Consider the following 26,125-nt stretch of genomic DNA (forward strand, 5'->3'; position numbering starts at 1 on the left):
GGATATCAGCAAGTTGAAACTCAAATTCTGCATGGATAAAGGAAAGGTGAATGATTTGGCACAGGTAAATATTAAAGATATCTATCCGCTATCCCCGATGCAGGAGGGAATGTTGTTTCATTCCATCCTCGACGCAAAATCAGAAGCTTACTTTGAGCAGACCGTTATTACCTTTAATGAAGTGCTAGATGTTCATTTGGTTCAGCAAAGCTTGCAGCAGCTCATGAATCGATATGACATATTCCGTACCATTTTTATGTATAAAGAAACAGAACGTCCGCTTCAAATTGTCTTGGAGGAACGTGATGCGTTGCCTGTTCATTTCGAAAATATCCGTGCTTTTCCCGAAGCTGAGAAAAGGGAGCATTTTACGGCCTTTTTAAAGGCAGAGCGCCAAGCGGGTTTTGACTTGGAAAAAGATGTTCCGATTCGGCTTGCTCTGTTTCAATGGGATGATGAGTCTTCCAGGCTTGTTTGGAGTGTTCATCACATTATAATGGATGGTTGGTGCATGGGAACGGTAGCCCAGGAATTTTTTACTATGTATACTTCCCTTCGGTCTGGAGTGCCTGCGCAATTGGATACGGTATATCCGTACAGCAGTTTTATTCAGTGGCTAGAGCAACAGGACAAGGAAGAAGCGACAGCCTATTGGCGGGGATATTTAAATGGGCTTGAAAATGAAACAATTTTGCCGGGTTATAACCGTCCATTGAATCCAATCTTCGAAGCAGAACGTTACACATGCAAGCTGGGGAAAGAACTGACTCAAGGAATGGAGAGAATAGCTAAACACTACCACACGACAGTCAGCACTGTATTTCAGACGGTATGGGGATTATTGCTTCAAATGTACAACCACAGCCGGGATGTTGTGTTCGGGTCCGTAGTATCCGGCAGACCAGATGAAGTTCCGGGAATTGAAAATATGGTTGGATTATTCATTAACACAATACCAACACGCATAACCAGTGATGCGGATCAGAGATTCTCAGATCTGCTGATATCTGTGCAAAACTCCAACATCGAGTCTACTCAGTACTCTTATTCTTCCTTGGCAGATATTCAGAATCACACGGATTTGAAACAAAATTTAGTCCGTCATATTGTTGTTTTTGAGAACTATCCTTATTCAGAGGAGCTTATTCATGCGGAAAAAGGGCGTGATACGCTTCAGGTTACCGACGTAGAGGATATTGTACAGACCAACTATGATTTTAATGTGATTGTCGTTCCTGGATCACAGTATGAAGTTACATTTAGTTATAATCGGCTGGTTTACGATGAAAATTGGATTAAGCTAATTGCAGCTCATCTTAAACAGGGACTGGAGCAGATTGTTCAACAGCCGGATCTACCGATTTCCGCTTTGGAATTTCTGACAACAGAAGAGAAAAGTCAGGTTTTATCCGAATTTAGCGGAGTACAGATCTCATATCCTTCTAGTGATACCATCCATCTTTGTTTTGAAAAACAAGTAGAAAAGACACCGAAGGCAACAGCAATTGTCTGTGAGAACTCCAGTCTGACTTATGCTGAGCTGAATGAACGTGCTAACCGACTGGCTCGTACCCTGCGTAGTTACGGCACAACAACCGATCGGCTAGTTGGACTCATGACTGATCGTTCTATAGATATGGTGGTTGGCATTCTTGCTATTCTTAAAGCAGGAGGGGCATATGTACCCATCGATCCGTCATATCCAGAGGAACGTATCCGTTATATATTTGACGATTCCGGTGCAGACCTGCTTTTAACACAAACCCATCTTGTGGAAAAGGTCAAAGAAGCCGCCTTTGGAGGAAAAGTTCTGGTATTGGATGGAGATCCAACTGTATATCACATGGAAGGATCAAATCTGGAGGCCGTATCAGGAGCAAACGATCTAGCTTACGTCATATATACTTCAGGTACTACAGGACAGCCTAAAGGTGTAATGCTGGAGCACCATGGATTGTGTAACCTGAAAACGTATTTTGATGAAACATTGCAGATAAGTCCGTCAGATCATGCCCTACTGTTTGCGAGCTACGCATTTGATGCTGCATGCTGGGAAATATTTCAGGCGCTATTTTGTGGTGCGACACTTTACGTGCCTACTTCGGAAATCATTCTGAACTACAACCAGTTTGAACAGTATATGGCGGAACATGAAATTACGGTAGCGGCATTACCTCCTACCTACGCCGTGTATCTAAACCCAGAACGAATGCCGGATCTGCGTATTCTGTTCACCGCTGGTTCCGCTTCCTCGATGGAGCTTGTAAACAAGTGGAAGGATCAGGTTGCCTATTTTAATGGCTATGGCCCGACAGAAAACTCGGTAGCAACGTCCATTTGGCCGGTGTCGGAACACCCCGGAGCAATCGATACCATTTCTATAGGACGTCCAGTACCCAACCACCGGGTGTACATGATCGATGCTCTTGGTCATCTTTTACCTGCTGGAGTAGCAGGAGAGTTATGTGTATCCGGTCCAGGATTGGCACGCGGTTACTTGCACCGCCCAGAATTAACGGCTGAGCAATTTGTGGCTAATCCGTTTGCAGATGGGGAAGCGGGCTATGAACGCATGTATCGGACAGGCGACCTGGCAAGATGGATGCCGAACGGCAACATTGAGTATCTGGGCCGGATCGATCAGCAGGTCAAAATTCGCGGTTACCGGATTGAACTGGGCGAAGTTGAAGCGGCAATGCTGAAGGCAGATCGCATGCAAGAGGTCATCGTACTGGCACATGCAAACAGCCAAAACCAACACGAACTGGTTGCCTACTACGTGGCGGAACGGGAAGTAACGGGGGGCGAGCTTCGCAAGCAGCTGAGTGAAGAGCTTCCAAATTATATGGTTCCCTCGCACTTTGTTCAGATGGAGCAAATGCCGCTCACACCTAACGGCAAAATCGACCGTAAGGCATTGCCGGCACCGGAGCAGATTTCCCGTTCCACGCAGGAATATAGGGCTCCGCAGACAGCAGAGGAGCAGGCGCTGGCCCATGTGTGGGAAGCTGTACTGGGCGGCGGTCCTGTCGGATTGACAGATCAATTTTTTGATCGGGGCGGGGATTCGATCAAGGCGATTCAGGTATCCTCACGCCTGCTGCAGGCAGGGTATAAGCTGGATATTAAAGACCTGTTTAAGTACCCTGAGGTTGCTGAGCTAGCCACGCATCTGCGTGTGTCGGATACCCAATTAGCTGATCAGGAAGAGATCGAGGGAGCCGTTCTACTGACGCCGATTCAGCAGTGGTTTGTGGAGCAAGGGCAGCCTATGCCGGACCACTTTAATCAGGCGGTTATGCTTCATCGGGAGCAGGGATTCGAGGAAGAGCTGCTACGTCAGGCATTGACGCAGTTGGCGGTGCACCATGATGCGTTACGGATGGTGTTCCGTAAGGCGGAGCAAGGCTGGGAAGCGTGGAACCGCAGAGTGAAGGAAGGGAAGCTGTATGATCTGGAAGTGGCCGATTTCAAAGACGTGCCGATCGGTCCCGTATTGGGTCAAGCTATAGAAGCCCGTGCGAGCACTATTCAGAGTAGCATCCGACTGAATGAGGGGCCTTTGCTGAAAGCGGGCCTGTTCCACTGCGCTGATGGGGACCATCTGCTACTGGTTATTCATCATATGGTGGTAGACGGCGTATCGTGGCGGATACTGTTGGAGGATTTGTCGAATGCCTATGAGCAGGCTGTACGTGGAGAAGCCATACAGCTCCCGGCCAAAACAGACTCTTTCCGGGTCTGGTCGGAGCGGTTATCAGCCTATGCTGACAGTCCTGAGATGGAAAGTGAGCACGCATACTGGGAGCAAGTGAATAAATTGGCAGCATCCGAGTCTTTAAGACTTACAGAATTGTTGGATTCTAGAAAAACATTGACCATAAATAACACAGCTACTTTGAGCTTGAAATTCACGAAAGAAGAGACTGATCAACTGCTAAAGCAGGCTCATCGCGCGTACAACACAGAAGTGAACGATCTGTTGCTGACGGCGCTCGGCATGACGTTAAGCACTTGGACTGGCAGTGATCAGGTTGCAATTCTTCTGGAAGGCCATGGCCGGGAAGATATCATGAAGGATACGGATATATCACGAACGGTTGGCTGGTTCACGAGCCAGTACCCGATACTGCTGCGGATTAACGGGGAAGATCATATCTCCGGGAACATCAAACGGATGAAGGAGATGCTACGCGGCATCCCGCATAAAGGGATTGGATACGGCATCTGGAGATATCTCAGCCAGAACGGACCGTCCGGGGCAACATACGCCGAGCCACAGATCAGCTTTAATTATTTGGGTGAATTTGATCAGACGCTGCGGCACAGCGAAACGCGCATGTCACCGTACTCCAGTGGAGCAGATGTTAACGAACAGACCAGAATGCCGTGTTCCCTGGATGTGGGGGGCATTGTAACGGATGGAATGCTTGAGTTGGATATTCGTTATAACACAAAAGTATTACAGGAAGATAATGTAATGAAACTAGCCAGGGAACTCAAGCAGAATGTGCTGGAAGTGATCCGCCACTGTATATCACGGGAGCGTTCTGAATTGACGCCGAGTGATGTGCTGCTTCCGGGGCTAAGCCTGGAAGCATTGGACCAGATGGTGGAGCAGATTCAGCCTGATGGAGAGCTTGAGAATATATACCCCATGACGCCGATGCAAAAAGGAATGCTGTTCTACAACATGCTGGATTCCCAATCGAACGCGTATGTGGAGCAGTCCACCTTTGAATTGAAGGGAAAGCTGGATCTCGTGGCATTCGCCGCCAGTCTGGATTTGTTGGTACAGCGCCATTCAGCACTGCGGACCAACTTCCGGAGCGATTTGCAGGACGAGCCCTTGCAAGTGGTGTACCGGAATAAACGCGGAGAACTGTACGTAGAGGACATACGTGAGAAGGAGAAGGTGGCGCAAGAGCAATATATCGAGGAATTCGCGCGTCGGGATCAGCAGAAGGGGTTTGATCTGGCAAAGGATACACTAATGCGGGTATCCATCTTACGTACATCAGACGATGCATACCATTTTGTATGGAGCTTCCACCATATCATAATGGATGGCTGGTGTTTGTCGCTGGTTACCAATGAGGTCTTTGGAGGATATACCGCCCTTACAGAAGGGAAGGCACCGCAATTACCTGTGGTGACACCATACAGCCGATACATCGAATGGCTGGAAGAGCAGAACCGTCAGGAAGCAGCGGAGTATTGGAGCGGTTACCTGCGGGGCTATGAGGAGACGGCGGTCTTGCCGCAGGCCAAAACAGGGAAGTCCAAGGAATATGAGGCCGAATATCTGGAATTTGATTTGGGTATAGACCTGACAACGGCCCTGCTGCAACTGGCAAAGCAAGAACAGGTAACGATAAATACGCTGATGCAAACGGCCTGGGGCGTTTTGTTGCAAAAGTATAATCGCACAGAGGATGTCGTTTTCGGGAGCGTGGTATCGGGACGTCCAGCGGACATTGCCGGAGTAGAGCAGATGATTGGACTATTCATTAACACGGTCCCCGTCCGTATTCAAGGCGGACAAGCAACTGCATTTACAGAGCTGATGAAGCAGACTCAGCGACAGGCGCTTGCTTCGGGAACATACGAAACGTTCCCGCTCTATGAGATTCAGGCACAGGCAGAGCAGAAAGTGGAACTGATTAATCATATTATGGTATTTGAGAACTATCCGGTAGATGAACAAATTGAGCAATTAGGTGAAAGAGAGGAAGCTGATTTTAAAATAACCGGAGCAGGAGCGGTTGAGCAGACGAATTATGATTTTAATATCGTGGTGTTACCGGGAGAGACGCTGCGAGTTCATTTTGGTTACAACGCCCAGGTATATGACTATGAAAGGGTAGAACAGATCCGGGGGCATTTGCTGCAACTGCTGGAGCAAATCAAGATCAATCCAGCTGGTCGGATTTGCGAGCTGGGTATATTAACCCCTCAGGAACGCGAGCAAATGCTGGGTGCTTGGTGTGACACGATAGCAGCATATCCACGTGAGCAGACGATTCACGGGTTGTTTGAGGAGCAGGTCAAGCAGACACCAGAGCAGGTAGCGGTATATTTTGAAGGAGTACAAGTGACCTACCGTGAATTAAATGAGCGAGCGAACCGTCTGGCGCGAACTTTACACAGTAACGGTGTGATAGCAGACGGCCTAGTCGGCCTGATGACAGAGCGATCGATTGACATGATTGTCGGCATCTTAGGTATTTTGAAGGCAGGGGGCGCCTACATTCCGATCGATCCGACTTATCCGGAGAACCGCATCCGTTATATGCTGGACGATTCAGGTACGGAACTGCTGTTAACGCAGCAGCATTTGGTTGAAAAAGTGGAATTTAGGGGCAAGGTCCTGCTGCTGGATGCAGAAATGGACGAAGCCACTGTGGATGCAAGTACGGCTAAAGCAAAAGGAGAACCCGTGTCCGTATATCACAGGGATGGTACGAATTTGGACGCTATATCCGGTCCTCATAACCTAGCGTATGTGATTTATACGTCCGGAACCACAGGTCAGCCTAAGGGAGTCATGCTTGAGCATCGTGGACTCTGCAATCTGCATACGTACTTCAGGGAGACGTTGCGGATCAGCGGCTCGGATCGTGTCGTATCGTTTGCCAGTTATTCCTTTGATGCTTCGATCTGGGAAATGCTTCAGGCGCTCTTCAACGGGGCCACTTTATGCATCCCGACATCAGAAACCATTCTCAGCTATGACAAGTTTGAGCAGTATATGGCGGATCATCGAATTACAATTACGATATTGCCGCCGACCTATGCTGTATACTTGAATCCGGAACGAATGCCGGATCTGCGCATCCTGTTTACAGGCGGCTCGGCTGCCTCACCAGAATTGTTATCCAAATGGAAGGATCATGTGACATACTACAATGCCTACGGTCCAACGGAAAATTCCATAACAACATCTATTTGGCTTGCACCGGAAGGTCCCGAAGCAGGAGTGTCTATTTCAATCGGACGCCCTGTACCGAATCACCGCGTGTATATGGTCGATGCACATGGGCAGCTTGCACCAGCAGGAATCCCCGGTGAACTGTGTGTATCCGGTCCAGGATTGGCACGCGGTTACTTGCACCGCCCAGAATTAACGGCTGAGCAATTTGTGGCTAATCCGTTTGTAGATGGGGAAGCGGGCTATGAACGCATGTATCGGACAGGCGACCTGGCAAGATGGATGCCGAACGGCAACATTGAGTATCTGGGCCGGATCGATCAGCAGGTCAAAATTCGCGGTTACCGGATTGAACTGGGCGAAGTTGAGGCGGCTATGCTGAAGGCAGATCGCATGCAAGAGGTCATCGTACTGGCACATGCAAACAGCCAAAACCAACACGAACTGGTTGCCTACTACGTGGCGGAACGCGAAGTGACGGGGAGCGAACTTCGCAAGCAGCTGAGTGAAGAACTCCCGAATTATATGGTTCCCTCGCACTTTGTTCAGATGGAGCAAATGCCGCTCACACCCAACGGCAAAATCGACCGTAAGGCATTGCCAGCACCGGAACAGATTTCCCGTTCCACGCAGGAATATAGGGCTCCGCGGACAGCAGCGGAGCAGGCTCTGGCCAGTGTATGGGAGGCTGTACTGGGCGGCGGTCCTGTCGGCTTGACTGATCAATTTTTTGATCGGGGCGGGGACTCGATCAAGGCGATTCAGGTATCCTCACGCCTGCTGCATGCAGGATACAAGCTGGATATCAAAGACTTGTTTAAGTACCCTGAGGTTGCGGAGCTAGCTACACACCTGCGTGTGTCGGATGCCCAATTAGCTGATCAGGAAGAGATCGACGGAGCCGTGCTACTGACGCCGATTCAGCAGTGGTTTGTGGAGCAAGGACAGCCTGTGCCGGACCACTTTAATCAGGCGGTTATGCTTCATCGGGAGCAGGGATTCGAGGAAGAGTCGCTACGTCAGGCATTGACGCAGTTGGCGGTGCATCATGATGCGTTGCGGATGGTGTTCCGCAAGACGGAGCAAGGTTGGGAAGCGTGGAACCGCAGAGTTAAGGAAGAGAAGCTGTATGATCTGGAAGTGGCCGATTTCAAAGCCGTGCCGATCGGTCCCGTATTGGGTCAAGCTATAGAAGCCCGGGCCAGTACTATTCAGAGTAGCATCCGACTGGATGAAGGACCTCTGCTGAAAGCGGGCCTGTTCCACTGCGCTGATGGGGACCATCTGCTACTGGCTATTCATCATATGGTGGTAGACGGCGTATCGTGGCGGATACTGTTGGAGGATTTGTCGAATGCCTATGAGCAGGTTGTGCGTGGAGAAGCCATACAGCTCCCGGCCAAAACAGACTCCTTCCGGGTCTGGTCGGAGCGGTTGTCAGCATATGCCGATAGTCCTGAGATGGAAAGTGAGCACGCATACTGGGAGCAAGTGAATGAACTGGCGGCATCTGAGTCGCCCCAACTTCCAGTGTCCCAAGAGCATAGCGATAGGTTTATGCAGCAAGACATGGGTATCGTAAATGTGAGGCTTACGAAGGAAGAGACTGATCAACTACTGAAGCAAGCCCACCGCGCGTACAACACAGAAGTGAATGATCTGTTGTTGACGGCACTCGGCAAGACGTTAAGCGCTTGGACTGGCAGTGAAAAGGTTGCGATTCTTCTCGAAGGCCATGGCCGGGAAGAAATCATGAAGGATACGGATATATCACGGACGATTGGCTGGTTTACGAGTCAATATCCGGTACTGCTGCGGATTAACCGGGAAGATGACATCTCCGAGCACATCAAACGGATGAAGGAGATGCTTCGCAGCATTCCACATAAAGGGATTGGGTACGGCATTTGGAGATATCTTAGCCAGAACGGACCGTCCGGGGCAATATACGCCGAGCCACAAATCAGCTTTAATTATTTGGGCGAATTTGACCAGACACTGCAGCATAGCGGCATGCATTTTTCTCCATATTCCAGCGGAGCTAATACTCATGAACTGACCCAAATGTCCTGTGTTATGGACGTGGGAGGACTCGTTACAGATGGCATGCTGGAACTAAGTATTCAATACAACAATAAGGCACTCCAACAAAATACTGCTGAGCAACTAGCAGAGCAATTCAAGCAGAACGTGCTGGAAGTGATTCAGCATTGTGCATCTCGGGAGCGTTCTGAATTGACGCCGAGTGATGTGCTGCTTTCGGACTTAAGCCTTGAAGAACTGGACCGGATGGTGGAGCAGATTCAGCCTGACGGAGAGCTTGAGAATATATACCCCATGACGCCGATGCAAAAAGGAATGCTGTTCCACAACATGCTGGATTCCCAGTCGAGCGCCTATGTAGAGCAGTCTACCTTTGAACTGAAGGGAACGCTGGATCTCGCTGCATTCTCTGCCAGTCTGGACTTGTTGGTACAGCGTCATTCAGCACTGCGGACCAACTTCCGGAGCGATTTGCAGGACGAGCCGTTGCAAGTGGTGTACCGGAATAAACGCGGAGAACTGTACGTAGAGGATATACGTGAGAAGGAGAAGTCGGCGCAAGAGCAGTACATCGAGGAGTTCACGCGTCGAGATCAACAGAGGGGCTTTGATCTGGCAAAGGATGCACTGATGCGGGTATCTATCTTGCGTACATCAGATGATTCATACCATTTTGTATGGAGCTTCCACCACATCATAATGGATGGCTGGTGTTTGTCGCTGGTTACCAACGAAGTCTTTGGAGGATATACCGCCCTTACAGAAGGGAAGCCACCGCAATTGCCTGTGGTAACACCATATAGCCGATACATCGAATGGCTGGAGGGGCAGAACCGTCAGGAAGCAGCGGAGTATTGGAACGATTACCTGCGGGGATATGAGGAGACGGCGGTCTTGCCGCAGGCCAAAACAGGGAAGACCCAGGGATATGAGACCGATTATCTGGAGTTTGATTTGGGTATAGACCTGACAACGGCCCTACTGCAATTGGCAAAGCAAGAACAGGTAACGATAAATACGCTGATGCAAACGGCCTGGGGCGTTTTGTTGCAAAAGTATAATCGCACAGAGGATGTCGTTTTCGGGAGCGTGGTATCGGGACGTCCAGCGGACATTGCCGGAGTAGAGCAGATGATTGGACTATTCATTAACACGGTCCCCGTCCGTATTCAAGGCGGACAAGCAACTGCATTTACAGAGCTGATGAAGCAAACTCAGCGACAGGCGCTTGCTTCGGGAACATACGAAACGTTCCCACTCTATGAGATTCAGGCACAGGCAGAGCAAAAAGTGGAACTGATTAATCATATTATGGTATTTGAGAACTATCCGGTGGATGAACAAATTGAGCAATTAGGTGAAAGAGAGGAAGCTGATTTTAAAATAACCGGAGCAGGAGCGGTTGAGCAGACGAATTATGATTTTAATATCGTGGTGTTACCGGGAGAGACGCTGCGAGTTCATTTTGGTTACAACGCCCAGGTATATGACTATGAAAGGGTAGAACAGATCCGGGGGCATTTGCTGCAACTGCTGGAGCAAATCAAGATCAATCCAGCTGGTCGGATTTGCGAGCTGGATATATTAACGCCTCAGGAACGCGAGCAACTGCTGGGTGCTTGGTGTGACACGATAGCAGCATATCCACGTGAGCAGACGATTCACGGGTTGTTTGAGGAGCAGGTCAAGCAGACACCGGAGCAGGTAGCGGTATATTTTGAAGGAGCACAAGTGACCTACCGTGAATTAAATGAGCGAGCGAACCGTCTGGCGCGAACTTTACACAGTAACGGTGTGATAGCAGACGGCCTAGTCGGCCTGATGACAGAGCGATCGATTGACATGATTGTCGGCATATTGGGTATTTTGAAGGTAGGGGGCGCCTACATTCCGATCGATCCGACTTATCCGGAGAACCGCATCCGTTATATGCTGGACGATTCAGGTACGGAACTGCTGTTAACGCAGCAGCATTTGGTTGAAAAAGTGGAATTTAGGGGCAAGGTCCTGCTGTTGGATGCAGAATTGGGTGAAGGCAGTGCGGATGCAAGTATGGCTGAGGCAAATGGAAAAGCTATATCCGCATATCACAGGGATGGTTCGAATTTGGAAGCCACATCCGGTCCTCATAACCTAGCATATGTAATCTATACGTCTGGAACGACAGGCCAGCCTAAGGGAGTCATGCTCGAGCATCGTGGACTCTGCAATCTGCATACGTATTTCAGGGAGACATTGTGGATCAGCAGTTCCGACCGTGTTGTATCGTTCGCCAGTTTTTCCTTTGATGCGGCATGCTGGGAAATGCTTCAGGCGCTCTTCAACGGGGCCACTTTGTGTATCCCGACATCAGAAACTATTCTCAGCTATGACAAGTTTGAGCAGTATATGGCGGATTATCACATTACAATTGCAACGCTGCCCCCAACCTATGCCATATACTTGAGCCCAGAACGAATGCCGGAACTACGCATCCTGTTCACGGCCGGATCGGCGACCAGCACTGAGCTGGTCAGCAAATGGAGAGACGGTGTGACCTATGTTAACGCCTACGGCCCAACAGAAAATTCCATAGCAACGTCTGTCTGGCCTGTACCGGGAGGTCCCGAAGCAGAGGGGGCCATTTCAATCGGACGTCCTGTACCGAATCACCGCGTGTACATGGTCGATGCACATGGACAGCTTTCACCGTCCGGAATCCCCGGTGAACTGTGCGTATCCGGCCCAGGACTGGCGCGCGGTTACCTGCACCGTCCGGAATTAACGGCTGAACAATTTGTAACCAATCCGTTTGCTGGCGGGGAAGTGGGCTATGAACGCATGTATCGGACAGGCGACCTGGCAAGATGGATGCCTGATGGCAACATTGAGTATCTGGGTCGGATTGACCATCAGGTCAAAATTCGCGGTTACCGGATTGAACTGGGCGAAGTTGAGGCGGCTATGCTGAAGGCAGGTCGCATGCAAGAGGTCATCGTACTGGCACATGCGAATAGCCAAAACCAACACGAACTCGTTGCCTATTATGTGGCGGAACGGGAAGTGACGGGGAGCGAGCTTCGCAAGATGTTAAATGAAGAACTCCCGAATTATATGGTCCCTTCACATTTCATTCAGTTGCAGAACGTACCTCTTACACCAAACGGTAAAATTGACCGTAAGGCGCTGCCGATACCAGAAGTTCGTTTGGCCGACCATGTTGCACCGCGAACGTGGATGGAAATAAAATTGGCAGACATCTGGCAGGATGTGCTGGGTCTACCGCAAGTAGGCATCAACGAAAATTTCTTTGAAATTGGTGGTCATTCGCTACGGGCGACGACACTGACTTCTAGAGTTCGCAAAGATTTAAACAAACCGATGGATTTGCAAAACATATTTGATGCACCAACGATCGAGCAATTGGCGGTCTTGCTTGAAGAACAGGATCAAATCACATATGCATCCATTCCGGTGGCGGAAAAACGCGACACTTACCCGCTTTCTTTCGCACAGACACGGATGTATGTGCTTCACCAGCTGGATCCGGAAGGGATAAGCTATAACACCACATCAGCACTGAGAGTAATCGGTCCGATAGATGTGAACCAGGTGGAAGAGGTATTCCGTCAATTAATTTCACGTCATACGGCCCTCCGGACAAGCTTTGAACTGGTAAATGGCGTGCCTATGCAGCGAGTGCACGATACGATTCAATTTGAGTTGGAATATGCCACAATATCAGAACTGCGGACAGAATCCAATGAACTTATGCTTGAAAATTTAGCAGAAGAACATGCCCGTTCCTTTGTACGCCCATTTGACTTGAGGATCGCTCCGTTGCTACGTGTAAAGCTGGTTAAATTGGGATTGGACGAGGAAGGACAGGAGCCGCAGCACTTATTGATGCTTGATATGCACCACATCGTTTCAGACGGAGTATCCATTGAAATATTAGCTGGTGATTTTGCCCGCTTATATAGAGGTGAAGTATTATCTCCGCTGCGTATTCAATATACGGACTATGCTGTGTGGCAGCATAGCAAAACTCAGCAGGAGCGAATAAAGAGTCAGGGAGAGTACTGGCTGAATAGATTTAGTGGTGATTTGCCTCAACTGGATTTGCCAACTGATTTTGAGCGTCCGGTAACACGATGTACGGAAGGTGACGCTGTTGAATTTGAAATGGGACAGGAATTGACTCAGTGTTTAAAAGAACTGGCGGTGCATACGGATTCTACGCTGTACATGGTACTTATGGCTGCATACACAGCATTGCTGCATTATTACACAGGGCAGGAAGACATCATTGTGGGTACTCCGATTGCAGGTAGACCACATGCTGACCTGGAGCCTATGCTCGGTATGTTTGTCGGCACGCTCGCATTACGTAATCATCCTCACGCTGAACAGACGTTTTATAACTGCATTGAGGACGCCAAGACGTGTGCACTGCAAGCATATGCGCATCAGGATTATCCGTTTGAGGAGCTGGTGGAAAAGCTCGACCTGAAACGAGATATGAGCCGTAATCCGTTGTTCGACACGATGTTTGTATTGCAGAATGTGGAGAAAAAGGAAGTGAAGTTGGAAAAGTTGTTCTTCCGCTCTTTTGGGATAGAGCAGGTTTCTGCGAAATTCGACCTGACGCTTGAAGTCAGTGAGGAGGAAGCATCTATCCAGCTCCAATTTCTGTACGCTACATCTTTGTTTAAACGGGAAACGGTAGAAAGCATGGCAAGGCATTTTGTACAGTTGGTCAAAACCGTTGTAGCCGATCCCAATGCTAAGCTGGGCGAATTGACGCTGATTTCGGAAGAAGACAAAGGGATTCTAAAAAAACATAGGGACACCCTAAAGACTTCTCGCTACTGGAGTACTCTGCTCGAAGGCTATGAAGAAGCACCTCAATTGCCATATGCCAATCTGATGGAGCGCAGTCCATATCAGACAGAGCATCTGGAGATTAATTTGGATGTTGAACGAACGGTGGCACTGCAGCGAATTGCACTGAATGAGCAGGTGACGATAAATACGCTGCTGCAGACAGCCTGGGGAATTTTATTGCAAAAGTATAACGGTACAGATGATGTGGTGTTCGCTTGCTCCATATCAAGTCCTTTGACAGATATATTGGAATTGAGGCATTCAATTGGACTGGGTAACCACACCTTACCAGTTCGCATTCGAACCGAAGCAGGAGCGAACTTTATCGGGTTGATGAGAAAAGTGCAGCAGCAAACCGATGAATCTGCGGTATATGAACATTTACCAATGTCTGAAATGGTTACAACGAAAGTGCAACAACTGGCACTTTTTGGACATAGAATGGTGTTTGAGACTACTTTGGAAGAGGCCAATACTGAGCAAGAAAGCTACGATTTAAGCATCATAGTATTTCAGGGAGATACGCTACGGATTGATTTTACCTATAATGCCCAGGTATATGATCATCAGAGTGTGTCGCAGATTCAAGGACATCTACTGCAGTTGCTGGATCAAATTATAGCGAATCCAGATAGTTTAATTGAGACAATGGATCTGTTGACTAAGCAGGAGCGGGAGCACATCATCCAGGTGTGGGGAAATACCACGGCAGAGTATTCGCGTGAACAAACAATTCACGAACTGTTCGAGGAACAGGTTTTGCAGACTTCGGATCAGACAGCGGTATATTTTGAAGGTCAACAATTGACCTACCATGAATTGAACGAGCGCGCAAACCGTCTGGCCCGTACTTTACGCAGCTATGGTGTGAAAGCCGATAGTCTGGTTAGTCTGATGACAGAGCGTTCCGTAGAAATGATTGTGGGCATATTGGGAATTTTGAAGGCGGGGGGAGCATATATCCCGATAGACCCAACCTATCCGGAGGAACGCATCCGCTACATGCTGGACGACTCAGGTACGGAACTGTTGTTAACGCAACAGCACTTGACGGAGAAGGTGCTGTTTGGAGGCAAGGTGCTGGTGCTTGACGGTGAACAAGACGGAGTCGCTTCCGATACAAGAAAAGCGGATGTGCGCGGAGAAATGCTGTCCGTATATCATCAGAACGGTTCGAATCTGGAGGCTGTATCGGGTCCAAACGATCTAGCATATGTCATCTATACGTCCGGGACGACGGGTCAGCCTAAGGGAGTAATGCTTGAGCATCACGGTCTTAGTAATCTTAAAACCTACTTCGAGCAAAAATTGAGTATTGGCTTGTCCGATCGGGTTGTCATGTTTGCCAGTTATTCGTTTGATACGTCATGCTCGGAAATAATCCAGTCTTTACTATGCGGAGCGACATTGTATATACCTTCCTCCGAGACTATTTTGAATTATGAACGTTTCGAGCAATACATGGCTTCCTGCAGAATTACAATTGCAACGCTGCCGCCAAACTATGCTGTATACCTGAACCCTGATCGCATGCCTGATTTGCGTGTTCTGCTTACAGCAGGATCGGCCTCTACCGCAGAACTGGTGTCCAAATGGAAGGACCGGGTGGCTTATTACAATGCGTATGGTCCTACCGAAAATTCCGTTGCAACGTCTCTTTGGCCGGTATCGGAAGAAAATTCTGAGTTAGGTGGAATCATATCCATCGGACGGCCAGTATCTAATCACCGCGTGTATATGGTGGATACACACGGAAATCTTTCACCTGCAGGAGTCCCTGGTGAGCTGTGTGTATCCGGTCCGGGGCTGGCACGCGGCTATCTGCACCGTCCAGAGCTGACAAAAGAAAAATTCGTAGTCAATCTGTTTGCAGCAGGGGAAGTTGGCTATGAGCGAATGTACCGTACAGGTGACTTGGCACGATGGTTGCTAGATGGGAACATTGAATATTTGGGTAGGATTGACCATCAGGTCAAAATCCGCGGGTATCGGATTGAGCTCGGTGAGATTGAAGCGCAAATTATCAAGGTGGACGGTGTTAAAGAATCTATTGTCATGGCTCGTGCAGATCAGCAGGGAGACTATCATTTGGCCGCTTACTACGTAGCTGAAAAAGAAATCAGCGGCAGTATGATGTTGAATTTGCTGAATGAGAAATTGCCGAACTATATGGTACCGTCGTATTTTATACAACTGCAGAACATGCCGCTGACACCGAACGGAAAAATTGATCGCAAGGCACTGTCGGCATTCGAGGAACATACTGATTTGACTGCAGAATATGCAGCGCCGCGCACAGCCATGGAGGCGAAGTTAGCACAAATCTGGAGAGAGGTACTCGACATTCCGTCCGTTGGAATTCATCATAATTTCTTTGCCATTGGCGGACATTCACTTCGTGCGACTGCATTGGCCGCAAAAATTCACAAAGAACTGAATATCGAGTTACCGTTGCGTTATGTATTTGACTTTCCAACAATTGAGCAAATGGCGCAGGCTGTTCATGAATTGTCACCAAATCCATTTGCAGCGATTCCTGTTGCCGAATTGAGAGACAGTTATCCGGCATCTATAACTCAAAATAGACTATACGTTTTGAGCAGCATGAATAACTACAATATGTCTACCATGCTTTTGATGGAAGGGGAACTGAATTTTTTAAGATTAGAAAGAGCGCTTAAGCAATTAATTCAGCGTCATGATACTTTGCGAACCTCTTTTGAATTCGTAGATGATAAACTGGTACAACGGATTCACGACCATGTTGATTTTACTTTGGAGGTTATGCAGGGACACGGAGAGAACGAAGCAAGAGCAATGATGAGACAATTTATCAGACCTTTTGATCTTGGGAAGGCACCGTTACTTCGAGCTGCTCTGTTGCAAGAATCTCCACAGCGTCATTGGTTTATGTTTGACATGCATCATGTGATTTCAGATGGTGTATCCATGAGTATATTGCTGAACGAGCTGCCCGCACTGTATGAAGAAAAAACGTTGCCCGCCTTGCGAATTCAATACAAGGATTATGCGGTATGGCAGCAGGGGGATATTGGTAGCTCATGGATGGAAAAACAAGAAGGATACTGGCTCAAGCAAATGAACGGCGACATTCCGCTTTTGGGTATCCCTGTCGACTTTGAAAGACCTGCAACACGTAGCACTTCGGGCAGCACCGTTTCCTTTGCCATTTCACCTGAGGAAGTGGACGGTTTGAAACAAATCAGTTTGCAGGCGGGAGCTACCTTATTTATGGTATTACTTGCAGCCTACAAGACCCTATTGTTCAAGTACAGCGGTCAGGAGGATATCGTTGTTGGAACACCTATTGCAGGTAGACAGCATCACGATTTGCAGCCTGTCGTCGGCATGTTTGTCAACACGCTTGCATTGCGGAGCTTTCCTGAAGGGGACAAGTCATTTTACGAATATGTTCAGGAAGTAAAGGACCAGGTGCTTGATGCCTTTGAGCATCAGGATTATCCGTTTGAATTGCTGGTGGAGAAGCTGAATGTACAGAGGGACCTGAGTCGGAATCCGTTATTCGATACTCTTTTTGAGCTAGATAACATGGACTCTGGTACGACGGAATTCCAAGACTTGCAGGTTACTCTGTGCCCAGGCGAACAGAATATGGCAAAATTCGATTTGACACTTACGGCCATGGAAAGCTCTGAAGGTTTGGTTTTCAGCTTCACATATGCCGATAGCCTGTACAAGAGAAGCACGATTAAACGAATGGCCGATCACTTTCTCCAGTTGATTAAAGCTGTTGTAGATGAACCACAGACAAAGCTTTCTGAAATTGAGATCATTACGCCACAGGAAATCGAAATGATATTGGATGTCTGGGGAAATACCGCGGTGAAATACCCAAGTGAAAAAACCATTCATCAATTATTCGAAGAACAGGTAGAGAAGACTCCAGATCAAGTAGCTGTAGTTTTTGGAGATAGCCAGATCACATATAACGAATTAAATGTGCGTGCAAACCAACTGGCTCGCGTGCTAAGAGCAGAAGGAGTCCAGGCGGATCAATTGGTCGGAATGATTATGGAGCGCTCTATCGAAATGATTGTAGGGATTTTTGGTATTTTAAAAGCTGGTGGGGGATATGTACCTATCGACCCTGAGTTTCCGCAGGAACGTATACTCTATATGTTACAAGACAGCCATATCCAGCTTCTGATTGCAAAGCCGGAAATGGCCGTGAAGGTACCGACGGATGTGCTAGTCATTTCACCTGATAGTCATAGGCTATCCGCAGAAGACGGTTCCAATTTGGCCGAAGTATGTGAATCCGGCCATTTGGCTTATGTGATGTATACCTCCGGCACAACGGGTAAACCCAAAGGAGTGATGATTCAACACTCTAATGTCGTTAATATGACAACTGCATTTAGACAACAAGTGTATAAGAAATACAAATCGCCAATGCGGATGGCATGGCTATCGCCGTATGTATTTGATGCATCAGTGAAACAAATTTTCCCATGCATGCTTCTCGGGCATGCGCTTCACGTGGTGCCGAGAGAGATTAGCACCAATGGTCATCGTTTGGCTGACTATTTCAGATCCCAACGTATTGATTTTACTGATGGTACACCGGCACACATGCATATGCTGACGGAAATGCAAGACTCCGTTGCAGACCTGAATGTACAGCATTTTATTTTTGGAGCAGAGGCGCTGCCCAGTCATCTCGTTAAAACATTTTTGAGCACCCGGCCCGGATATCGTCCGCAAATAACTAATGTTTATGGTCCTACCGAGTGCTGCGTAGACACAACTGCATACGACATTGACGGGGAAACGATGACAGCTTGGACACATACGGTGCCGATTGGCAAGCCAATGGCTAACCAGCACGTATATATTATGGATATGAATCGGAAGTTGGTTCCGATAGGAATTGCAGGCGAGATCTACATCGGTGGTGATGGAGTAGGGCGAGGTTATATGGGAAATCTTGAGCTGACAGATGAGAAATTTATAGCAGACCCCTTCCAACCCGGAAAACGTATGTACCGCACAGGAGATTTGGCGCGATGGATGGCAGACGGAAATATTGAATATTTAGGCAGGATGGATCATCAGGTAAAAATTCGGGGTTACCGAATTGAACTTGGAGAAGTAGAAGCGCAATTAATGAACCTGCCTGCGATCCGTAAAGCGGTGGTTATTGCTCGTGAGAATGAATCAGGACAAAAAGATTTATGTGCTTATTTTGTAGCTGATAGCGATCTGACCATTCAGGAACTTAAAGCAGCGTTGGTTCCGAATCTTCCGATGTACATGCTGCCTAGCTATTTTGTTCAATTGGAGAAGATGCCGTTGACCACTAACGGAAAAATTGATCGTAAATCGCTTCCTGCGCCGGACGGAGACATTCAAACAGGTGTTGAATATGCAGCCCCGCGAAACGGCATGGAACGGCACATGGTAGATATTTGGAAGCAGAATCTGGGTGTCAGTATTGTTGGCATTGATGATAACTATTTTGATTTAGGCGGACACTCCCTAAAAGCCATTCAATTGGTTTCACAGGCTCAGGCTATTGGCATTGAAATAGGGATTAATCAGGTGTTTCAATATCAGACTATTCGCCAAATATCAGAGTATATGCGAGCAGACACTTCGATGTCGGGTATGCTAACACGTGATATTGCCGAGGCAATCGACATCATCGAAAAGGCTTATAACGTACATGCTCATTTCCAATCAACAGCTGTTGAAGGGCGAGATCAATTAACTTTGCACATAGATCCTTTCGATTCTATACAAGCAGAGGCGCTGAAGGAAGTCATTTTGTCACGCCTTCATCCTGACCTTCATCCACATCATTTGCTTCCTTTTGAAGCGGCTGCTCAAGCACCTGACTGTGAAAAGTTATACACAGATACGATGGTAGACGATGAAGCTGTGAAGCGGCATGCTGAGGAATGGCTGGAACATCTGCTGCGGATGAATGACCAATGGAACAGCACGATGCTGGCAGGGGAGCCTTTACAACGATATGCGCTTGCTCCCGCTCAACATTATCATTTGGAGCATCCGCAATCCTCAGGAGGTGTCATTCCTTTTGATAGTTACCTGCTGGATGTAGAACGGTTATCTGCAATCATGCAACGCCTGATAGAGCGTCATGAACTCTTTAGAAGTGTGTTGGTCCAAACAGATGTCGGATGGGAATGGGAAATGTTGTCCATGAAGGAGCGCATGGATATTCCAATGATAGATTTATCGAACTACGGTGCAGAGATGCAAAATCGTATACTCTCACATATACTGCCTGCATTCTTTATGAACCCTTATGAAACAACCGGAAACTTGTTATATCGCATTGCGCTTGTTCGCCTTAATTTACGGGATCATTTGCTGCTGCTCCCTTGTTCACATCTCATCTATGATGGCATGAGCGGAGAGGTCGTTAAGAGTGAGTTCTACCGTGCATATGATGACATGAGCAATGTAAAAGAGCAACTAGCAGGAAGCTACCGTGATTATGTGAGTCAGGTTCGCAAAGGACCTCAGGACATGGGCGATCAAGAGATTGTCGACAAATTTCGCTTGTCCGCATTTGCTGCTGCTTCGGACGCTGTAGTCCTCGCAATTGAAGAGCGCAGCCTTACAACGGGCACAGATGTGACAGTAGAACTTGCAGATTGGAATGATTCTGACGCAATCGGAGACATGTGGGACTTGGCTATACGACTAGCTAACCGCTTTTTCCGCAGATATTTGCAAGTGGACGAGATTCCTATTCTTCTCACCAATTATGGCCGTGCATATGAGGAGAAGCAGTATTTTGATATTATAGGTGAATTTATAGACCAAATCCCTGTACTGCTTACAGATGCGGATGAACATGGGCATGAGATCAGAAACAGTATGCAGTTGGCCGTAGCGCGTAATCTGAATTTTCTAAATCTCATATACAATGATGAAATGGCTTCGTTGTATCCGCAGTCTAACCGGTATCTGAAGCATAGCCTGAATAAGCTACCTATTGTCTTCAATTACCTTGGCGAAGCGTCGGATAAATATCAGCTGTTTAAAAATATCGAGCCAGAAGAGAGGGACATCTATCGGGATTCAATCATTTTCTTTACTGTTCAGCATATGGAGAATGTATTGCAAATCTCACTGGAACTTCCTTTTGAAGAAAATCCAGAAATCGTTAAAGCAATGTTGGAAACAGAGCTAGCGAACTTACTAGTAACAGACGGAAGTGGAATAATGTCCACCTGATTTTTCACTTTAGGCATTAAAAACAAGCTCCGAGTTCAAAATACGGAAACTGCCCCAAAGCTTTCAAATGGCTTTGGGGCAATCTAAACAAACCACAAAAGCCGCAAGTCTCCAATAACCCCGGAGATTTACGGCTTTTGTGGTTTGAATGTAGCGAAGTTTTATGTAGCAATGTCGCTGAATTAAAACTTGTTGTAGTAGATCTTTACGCCAAATAAATGACATTGGATGCATGATGATTGGTGCCTCGCAATGGTTAAGATATGAACTTTGTGGGACTACGACTCATGCAATTGCGCTGACTTCCAGTGCTGTCGACTCATGAATACCATAGACAATGCAATTACCGTGAGGATAATCCCAAGCATTTGAAATCCCTTGAAGCTAAACGTACCTCCCATTACGATAGCTATCAATAATGAAGAGATAATGGTTCCCAGATATCTTGATGTGTTAAATAATCCGGATGCTACACCGATTATTTCTTTTGGAGAACTTTGGAACAGTGCTGCTTGCATACCTACATTGTTCAAACCGTTGCTAATACCGAATGCAGCTAAAGCCAAACACACGCTGATAACCGGTGAAGTTGGATTCAATGTCACGAGCCACACTGACCCCAATGTCATCAGAATTGCGGACACCAGCAATGCCGGTCGGGGTCCTGATTTATCGATCCATTGTCCTGCAATTGGAGAAGTAATTAGCGAGCACAAGCCTAAGCTTAGCATGAGAATGCCTGTTTGGAACTCACTGACATGACGTACCATTTGCAAGTAGGACGGAAGTCCGAAAAAGAGCGAGTAATATAGTACATTAACGAGCATGAATTCAACATTAACCCAAGTCATCGCAGGGTACTTGGCAAATGTACGTAAAGGAATAAAGGGTGATATCGCTTTTAACTCATGTCGTACGAATATCCCCAGCGCAACGAGACCTACCAGCCCGAAAATGACATTTCCTAATAAGATATGTCCAGATGATTTTGCTGAGAGTAATCCAACGAGCAGGGTAACCAAAGCCACTGTGAAGAGCAGAATTCCTAATGCATCAATCAATTCAAACCATTTACGAAAGGACATGTTGCGTGCTACGGATGTTGGCAGTTCGTCCTTAGGAATAGTCCTCCAAGCCAATACAAAGCTGGCCACCACAAACGGAATATTGATGAAAAAGATAGCAGGCCAATTCCACCAGTGAATCAAGACACCGCCAATAAAGGGGCCAATCGCTGCTGCTCCAGATAGGAATATGGACAAAACAGACAGCGCAGTTGCTGGTTTCTCTGTAATATGAATTCGAACAATAGCCATTCCAACCCCAACCATCATGCTTGTTCCGATGGATTGCACAATGCGGAACACGATGAGCCACCCGAAATTTGGTGATAATGGAGCTAATAATGATGCAATGAAGCTTACAACAAGCCCAGAAAGAAATATCCTCCTACGACCGAATAAATCGCTGGCCTTTCCCATGACAGGTTGTGCGATGCTACTTGCAATGTAGAAAGAAAAAATAATCCAGGAAACACCTGTAAAGTCAAGTTGGAATACATTTTGCAGACTTGGAATAGCAACAGAAACCATCGAAGAATTTAATGGGTTCAATAGTATCCCTAGACCAACTGAAATCAGTAACCACCAGCTGCGAACGCTCATTTCTGGTCCCCCCATAGCGAATTAATATCATCGTACTTGAAAGCGATTATTTATTCCAACGCATTTGATGTTATAATCTCATTGACTTGAGGGAATGAATGGGGGATCATAATGGAACTTCTTCAACTGCGATATTTTCTCGCGGTAGCTCGTTTGGAACATGTGACCGAAGCTGCACGAAGTCTGCACGTTACTCAATCGTCGCTGAGCAAAACGATTCAACGCCTGGAGGAAGATCTGGGGGTTCCTCTATTCGATCGAACAGGGAGGAAACTGCGATTGAATGAGTTCGGAAGCAGATTCCTTCACCGTGCAGAGAGGGCTTTATTTGAATTGGAGCAGGGGAAGCAGGAGCTTAGTGATTTATCCAGCCCGGAACATGGCACTCTCGAATTGGCAGTGACCACCGCAAGCACATTACCCAATATTCTGCGAGAGTTTCGGAAAAAGCGACCCTATATTCAATTTCATGTGCAAATGCTGACCACGCAGGAAATGGTAACGCTGCTTCATAGAGGAGAGGTCGATTTTTGCTTGTCCTCACCTCCAATAGAGGGAGATGACATCGAATGCCAAATCGTGTTTATCGATCCAATCCTTGTAGCTGTTCCAAAGGGGCATCGGCTGGCGGATCGAAGCAGTGTAACGTTGACGGATCTAAGGGATGAATGGTTTGTCGGTGTAAAGAGAGGCTACGGTACTCGCGATTTAGTGGACTCTGTATGCAAATCGGAAGGTTTTATACCTAAGTATGTGTATGAGGGGGATGAACCTGCAAGGCTTAGTACGCTTGTGGAAGCTGAAATTGGCATAGCCTTCATACCAAGCACGGCAAGAAATTCACGGGAACATCTTAAATATCTTCAAGTAGAAAATCACGAATTGGTACGGGAGATCGCTTTATTATGGCACAGGAGTCGGTATATTTCGCGGGCTGCTCTGGAATTCCGTGAGGTAGTTGTAGAATATTTCGGAGCAATATCCAAACAGACAATATAATCCCATATATAACTGAAATAAAAAACATTAACAGAAGCGGTAGCGTAGGACATGTTAACCAAACGTCCTAAGCGGCCGCTTATTCTTTTATTCAACTGCAAAATTTGTAATTTCGATTTGTACGCTGCCAATCACACATGCCCAGCTATTGAACAGTTATTAGATTGTACTAACCCATCCTTCTCAGCTGGCGAAACTGCTCCGGCGTGATGCCTGTATGCTCCCGAAATCTCTTGATAAAATAGCTTCTTTGATGAAAGCCAGTTTCCAGTGCAATCTGCTTTACAGTGAGTACCGTGGATACAAGGAGATGTTTGGCCAGCGTTATTCGGCATTGGAGCAAATATTGAGCTGGGGTGCTGCCCATGAGCTGATGGAAGAGCCGGCTAAAATGAAAGGAGCTATAACCTGACGTCGCAGCCATTGTCTTCAAATCGAGCATGTTCCGACATTGCATACGAATATATTCCGCCGTATGACGAATCCTCTCATGGACGGTGCCGCCGGGAGAGGTGCCGAAACTTTGAATGCTTTTATGTACAGAGCACCGGAATCTGGAAAAGTGTGTGGATTGAATATGTGAATGAGGTAAGAATCAATGAGGTCAAGATAATACCGGATATCGACCGTCATATGATCCGCTTTGACTTTCAGCTCATGGGTATTGAGGCTAAAGATAATTTACGCCTGGAGACACGGATTGCGCTGAAAGGACAGCATGTGAAAAAGGTCAGCTTATCTGCCGACAGGCCCTGGATAACGGTGGAGGCCCATGTATTTCATGAAGCGTGTGGTCCATGGAAGCAGTGCTTGTGGTCACCGGAATCGCCCAACTTGTTCGATGTAGAGTTTGCTCTGTATGAGGATGAGAAAGAGAGCGACAGGGTGTATTCTTATTTTGGCATGCGGAAAATATCGATTGAAAACGGACAGATTCTATTGAATAATGGCCCTCTTTACCAGCGGCTGATTCTAGATCAGGGCTATTGGCCGGAAACTCATCTGACTCCCCCTTCTGAAGAAGCTCTTATCGAAGATATCGATAAAATAGCCGCGATGGGATATAACGGGGTTCGTAAACATATGAAGCTGGAAGACCCTCGCTTTTTATATTGGTGTGATGTGAAAGGCATGCTCGTCTGGTCAGAAATGGCGTCGACCTTTGAGTTCAATGATCAGGCGGTTAGCCGCTTTACGAAGGAATGGCTGGAAATCGTGCCGCAGCAGTACAATCATCCAAGCATCATAACTTGGGTCCCGTTCAATGAATCGTGGGGCATATCGACCATTGGACATGATGTAAGGCAGCAGCAGTTCACGCAAACCATCTATCATCTGACGAAGACGATTGATCCGTATCGTCCGGTGGTTACCAATGACGGTTGGGAGCATACGGTCTCGGATATTTTGACCCTTCATGATTATGTGGAGACGGGCGAAGAGTTTTTGGAGCGATATCAGGACAAGGAAAGCATCGTAAACAACAGCATCTCCTTTAACAATTGGAAATATGCCTTTGCAGAAGGATATGCCTACCGAGGACAACCGATTATCATAAGCGAATTCGGCGGCATTGCCTTCCAGACGGACAAGGGCTGGGGATACGGAAACCAGGTGGATTCAGTCGAAGCTTTTATCGAACGTTTCCGTGCAATCACCGGAGCAATTAAAGCGACCCCCTATCTCTCGGGCTATTGCTATACACAGGTAACCGATGTACAGCAGGAAGTCAACGGGTTGTTGACGGAAGACCGAAAACCGAAGGTTCCGCTTGAAGTGATTCGGGAAATAAATCTAGCTTGAAGCGATAATTAAGATAATAGAATTTGCAGAACGGCTGCATGCTGTTGTTCAGCCATTGCTGGATTCACTTAACTAGAGGTTTAAACTTGGAATAGCAATGTTGGAAAACAGGACAACTTTTCGCATACAGGCTTTTTATTAGAAAACTGGATTTAATTATTTTGGTTTTTTGTTCCCCACTCACATAACCCTTCCAAAACAGGTAATAGCGTTTCTGCTTTATCTGTGAGACTGTACTCGACTTTAGGGGGGACTTGAGGATATTCTTTCCGATTCACCAGACCATCCGCTTCCAATTCTTTTAGTTGTGAACTCAATGTTTTATAAGTAATAGCCCCTATCTGTCTTTTCAGATCATTAAAGCGAACTGTTCGGTTTTCGGCTAGGAGATAAATAATAACCATTTTCCATTTACCACCAATCAGTGAAACTGTATAACCAAAAGGTGTATCTTGAATGTTTTTAACTTTACCTTTAAATTCAGCCATACTCATGTTTACAATATCCTTTCGGGTAGTACCTATCAAAATAGTGCGTACTACGTTTTTATTTGTGTTCAGTTTATACT

Annotated in this window: 5 protein-coding genes and 1 pseudogene; 3 read left to right on the plus strand and 3 right to left on the minus strand. The window is 47.1% G+C overall.

What is annotated here, in order from left to right:
- Positions 1 to 13: 13 nt before the first annotated feature.
- On the plus strand, positions 14 to 21,091 hold the full coding sequence (locus NLX74_RS20785; protein WP_254329852.1) for a non-ribosomal peptide synthase/polyketide synthase: 21,078 nt from the start codon (positions 14 to 16) through the stop codon (positions 21,089 to 21,091).
- A 278-nt stretch (positions 21,092 to 21,369) separates the two neighbouring features.
- On the opposite strand, the gene NLX74_RS20790 is transcribed toward NLX74_RS20785, so the two are convergent.
- Positions 21,370 to 22,755, minus strand: coding sequence for an MFS transporter (locus NLX74_RS20790; RefSeq protein WP_254329853.1), 1,386 nt, complete (start codon positions 22,753 to 22,755; stop codon positions 21,370 to 21,372).
- Positions 22,756 to 22,866: 111 nt separating this feature from the next.
- On the opposite strand from NLX74_RS20790, the gene NLX74_RS20795 reads away from it, so the two are divergent.
- A complete protein-coding gene (locus NLX74_RS20795) occupies positions 22,867 to 23,754 on the plus strand; it encodes a LysR family transcriptional regulator (RefSeq protein WP_250261367.1) in 888 nt (295 codons plus the stop codon).
- A gap of 169 nt (positions 23,755 to 23,923) precedes the next feature.
- Here the strand turns inward: NLX74_RS20795 and NLX74_RS20800 are convergent, their stop codons facing one another.
- Positions 23,924 to 24,211 (minus strand): helix-turn-helix transcriptional regulator, encoded by a 288-nt coding sequence (locus NLX74_RS20800; RefSeq protein WP_254329854.1) that lies wholly within the window; start codon positions 24,209 to 24,211, stop codon positions 23,924 to 23,926.
- 62 nt (positions 24,212 to 24,273) lie between these two features.
- Here NLX74_RS20800 and NLX74_RS20805 point away from each other — a divergent pair.
- A pseudogene (locus tag NLX74_RS20805) lies at positions 24,274 to 25,557 on the plus strand (glycoside hydrolase family 2 TIM barrel-domain containing protein); the annotation flags it as partial.
- A 152-nt stretch (positions 25,558 to 25,709) separates the two neighbouring features.
- On the opposite strand, the gene NLX74_RS20810 reads toward NLX74_RS20805, so the two are convergent.
- Complete coding sequence (locus tag NLX74_RS20810) at positions 25,710 to 26,051, minus strand: winged helix-turn-helix transcriptional regulator (RefSeq protein WP_013310350.1); 342 nt, start codon at positions 26,049 to 26,051, stop codon at positions 25,710 to 25,712.
- Positions 26,052 to 26,125 lie beyond the last annotated feature (74 nt).

It is taken from the genome of Paenibacillus sp. MZ03-122A (assembly GCF_024213325.1).
GTDB lineage: Bacteria > Bacillota > Bacilli > Paenibacillales > Paenibacillaceae > Paenibacillus > Paenibacillus polymyxa_B.

Excerpts from the sequence above, each read along its gene's own strand:
- NLX74_RS20790 (WP_254329853.1), bottom strand. The coding sequence starts at position 22,755 with ATGAGCGTTCGCAGCTGGTGGTTACTGATTTCAGTTGGTCTAGGGATA.
- NLX74_RS20795 (WP_250261367.1), top strand. The coding sequence starts at position 22,867 with ATGGAACTTCTTCAACTGCGATATTTTCTCGCGGTAGCTCGTTTGGAA.
- NLX74_RS20800 (WP_254329854.1), bottom strand. The coding sequence starts at position 24,211 with ATGCAATGTCGGAACATGCTCGATTTGAAGACAATGGCTGCGACGTCA.
- NLX74_RS20810 (WP_013310350.1), bottom strand. The coding sequence starts at position 26,051 with ATGAGTATGGCTGAATTTAAAGGTAAAGTTAAAAACATTCAAGATACA.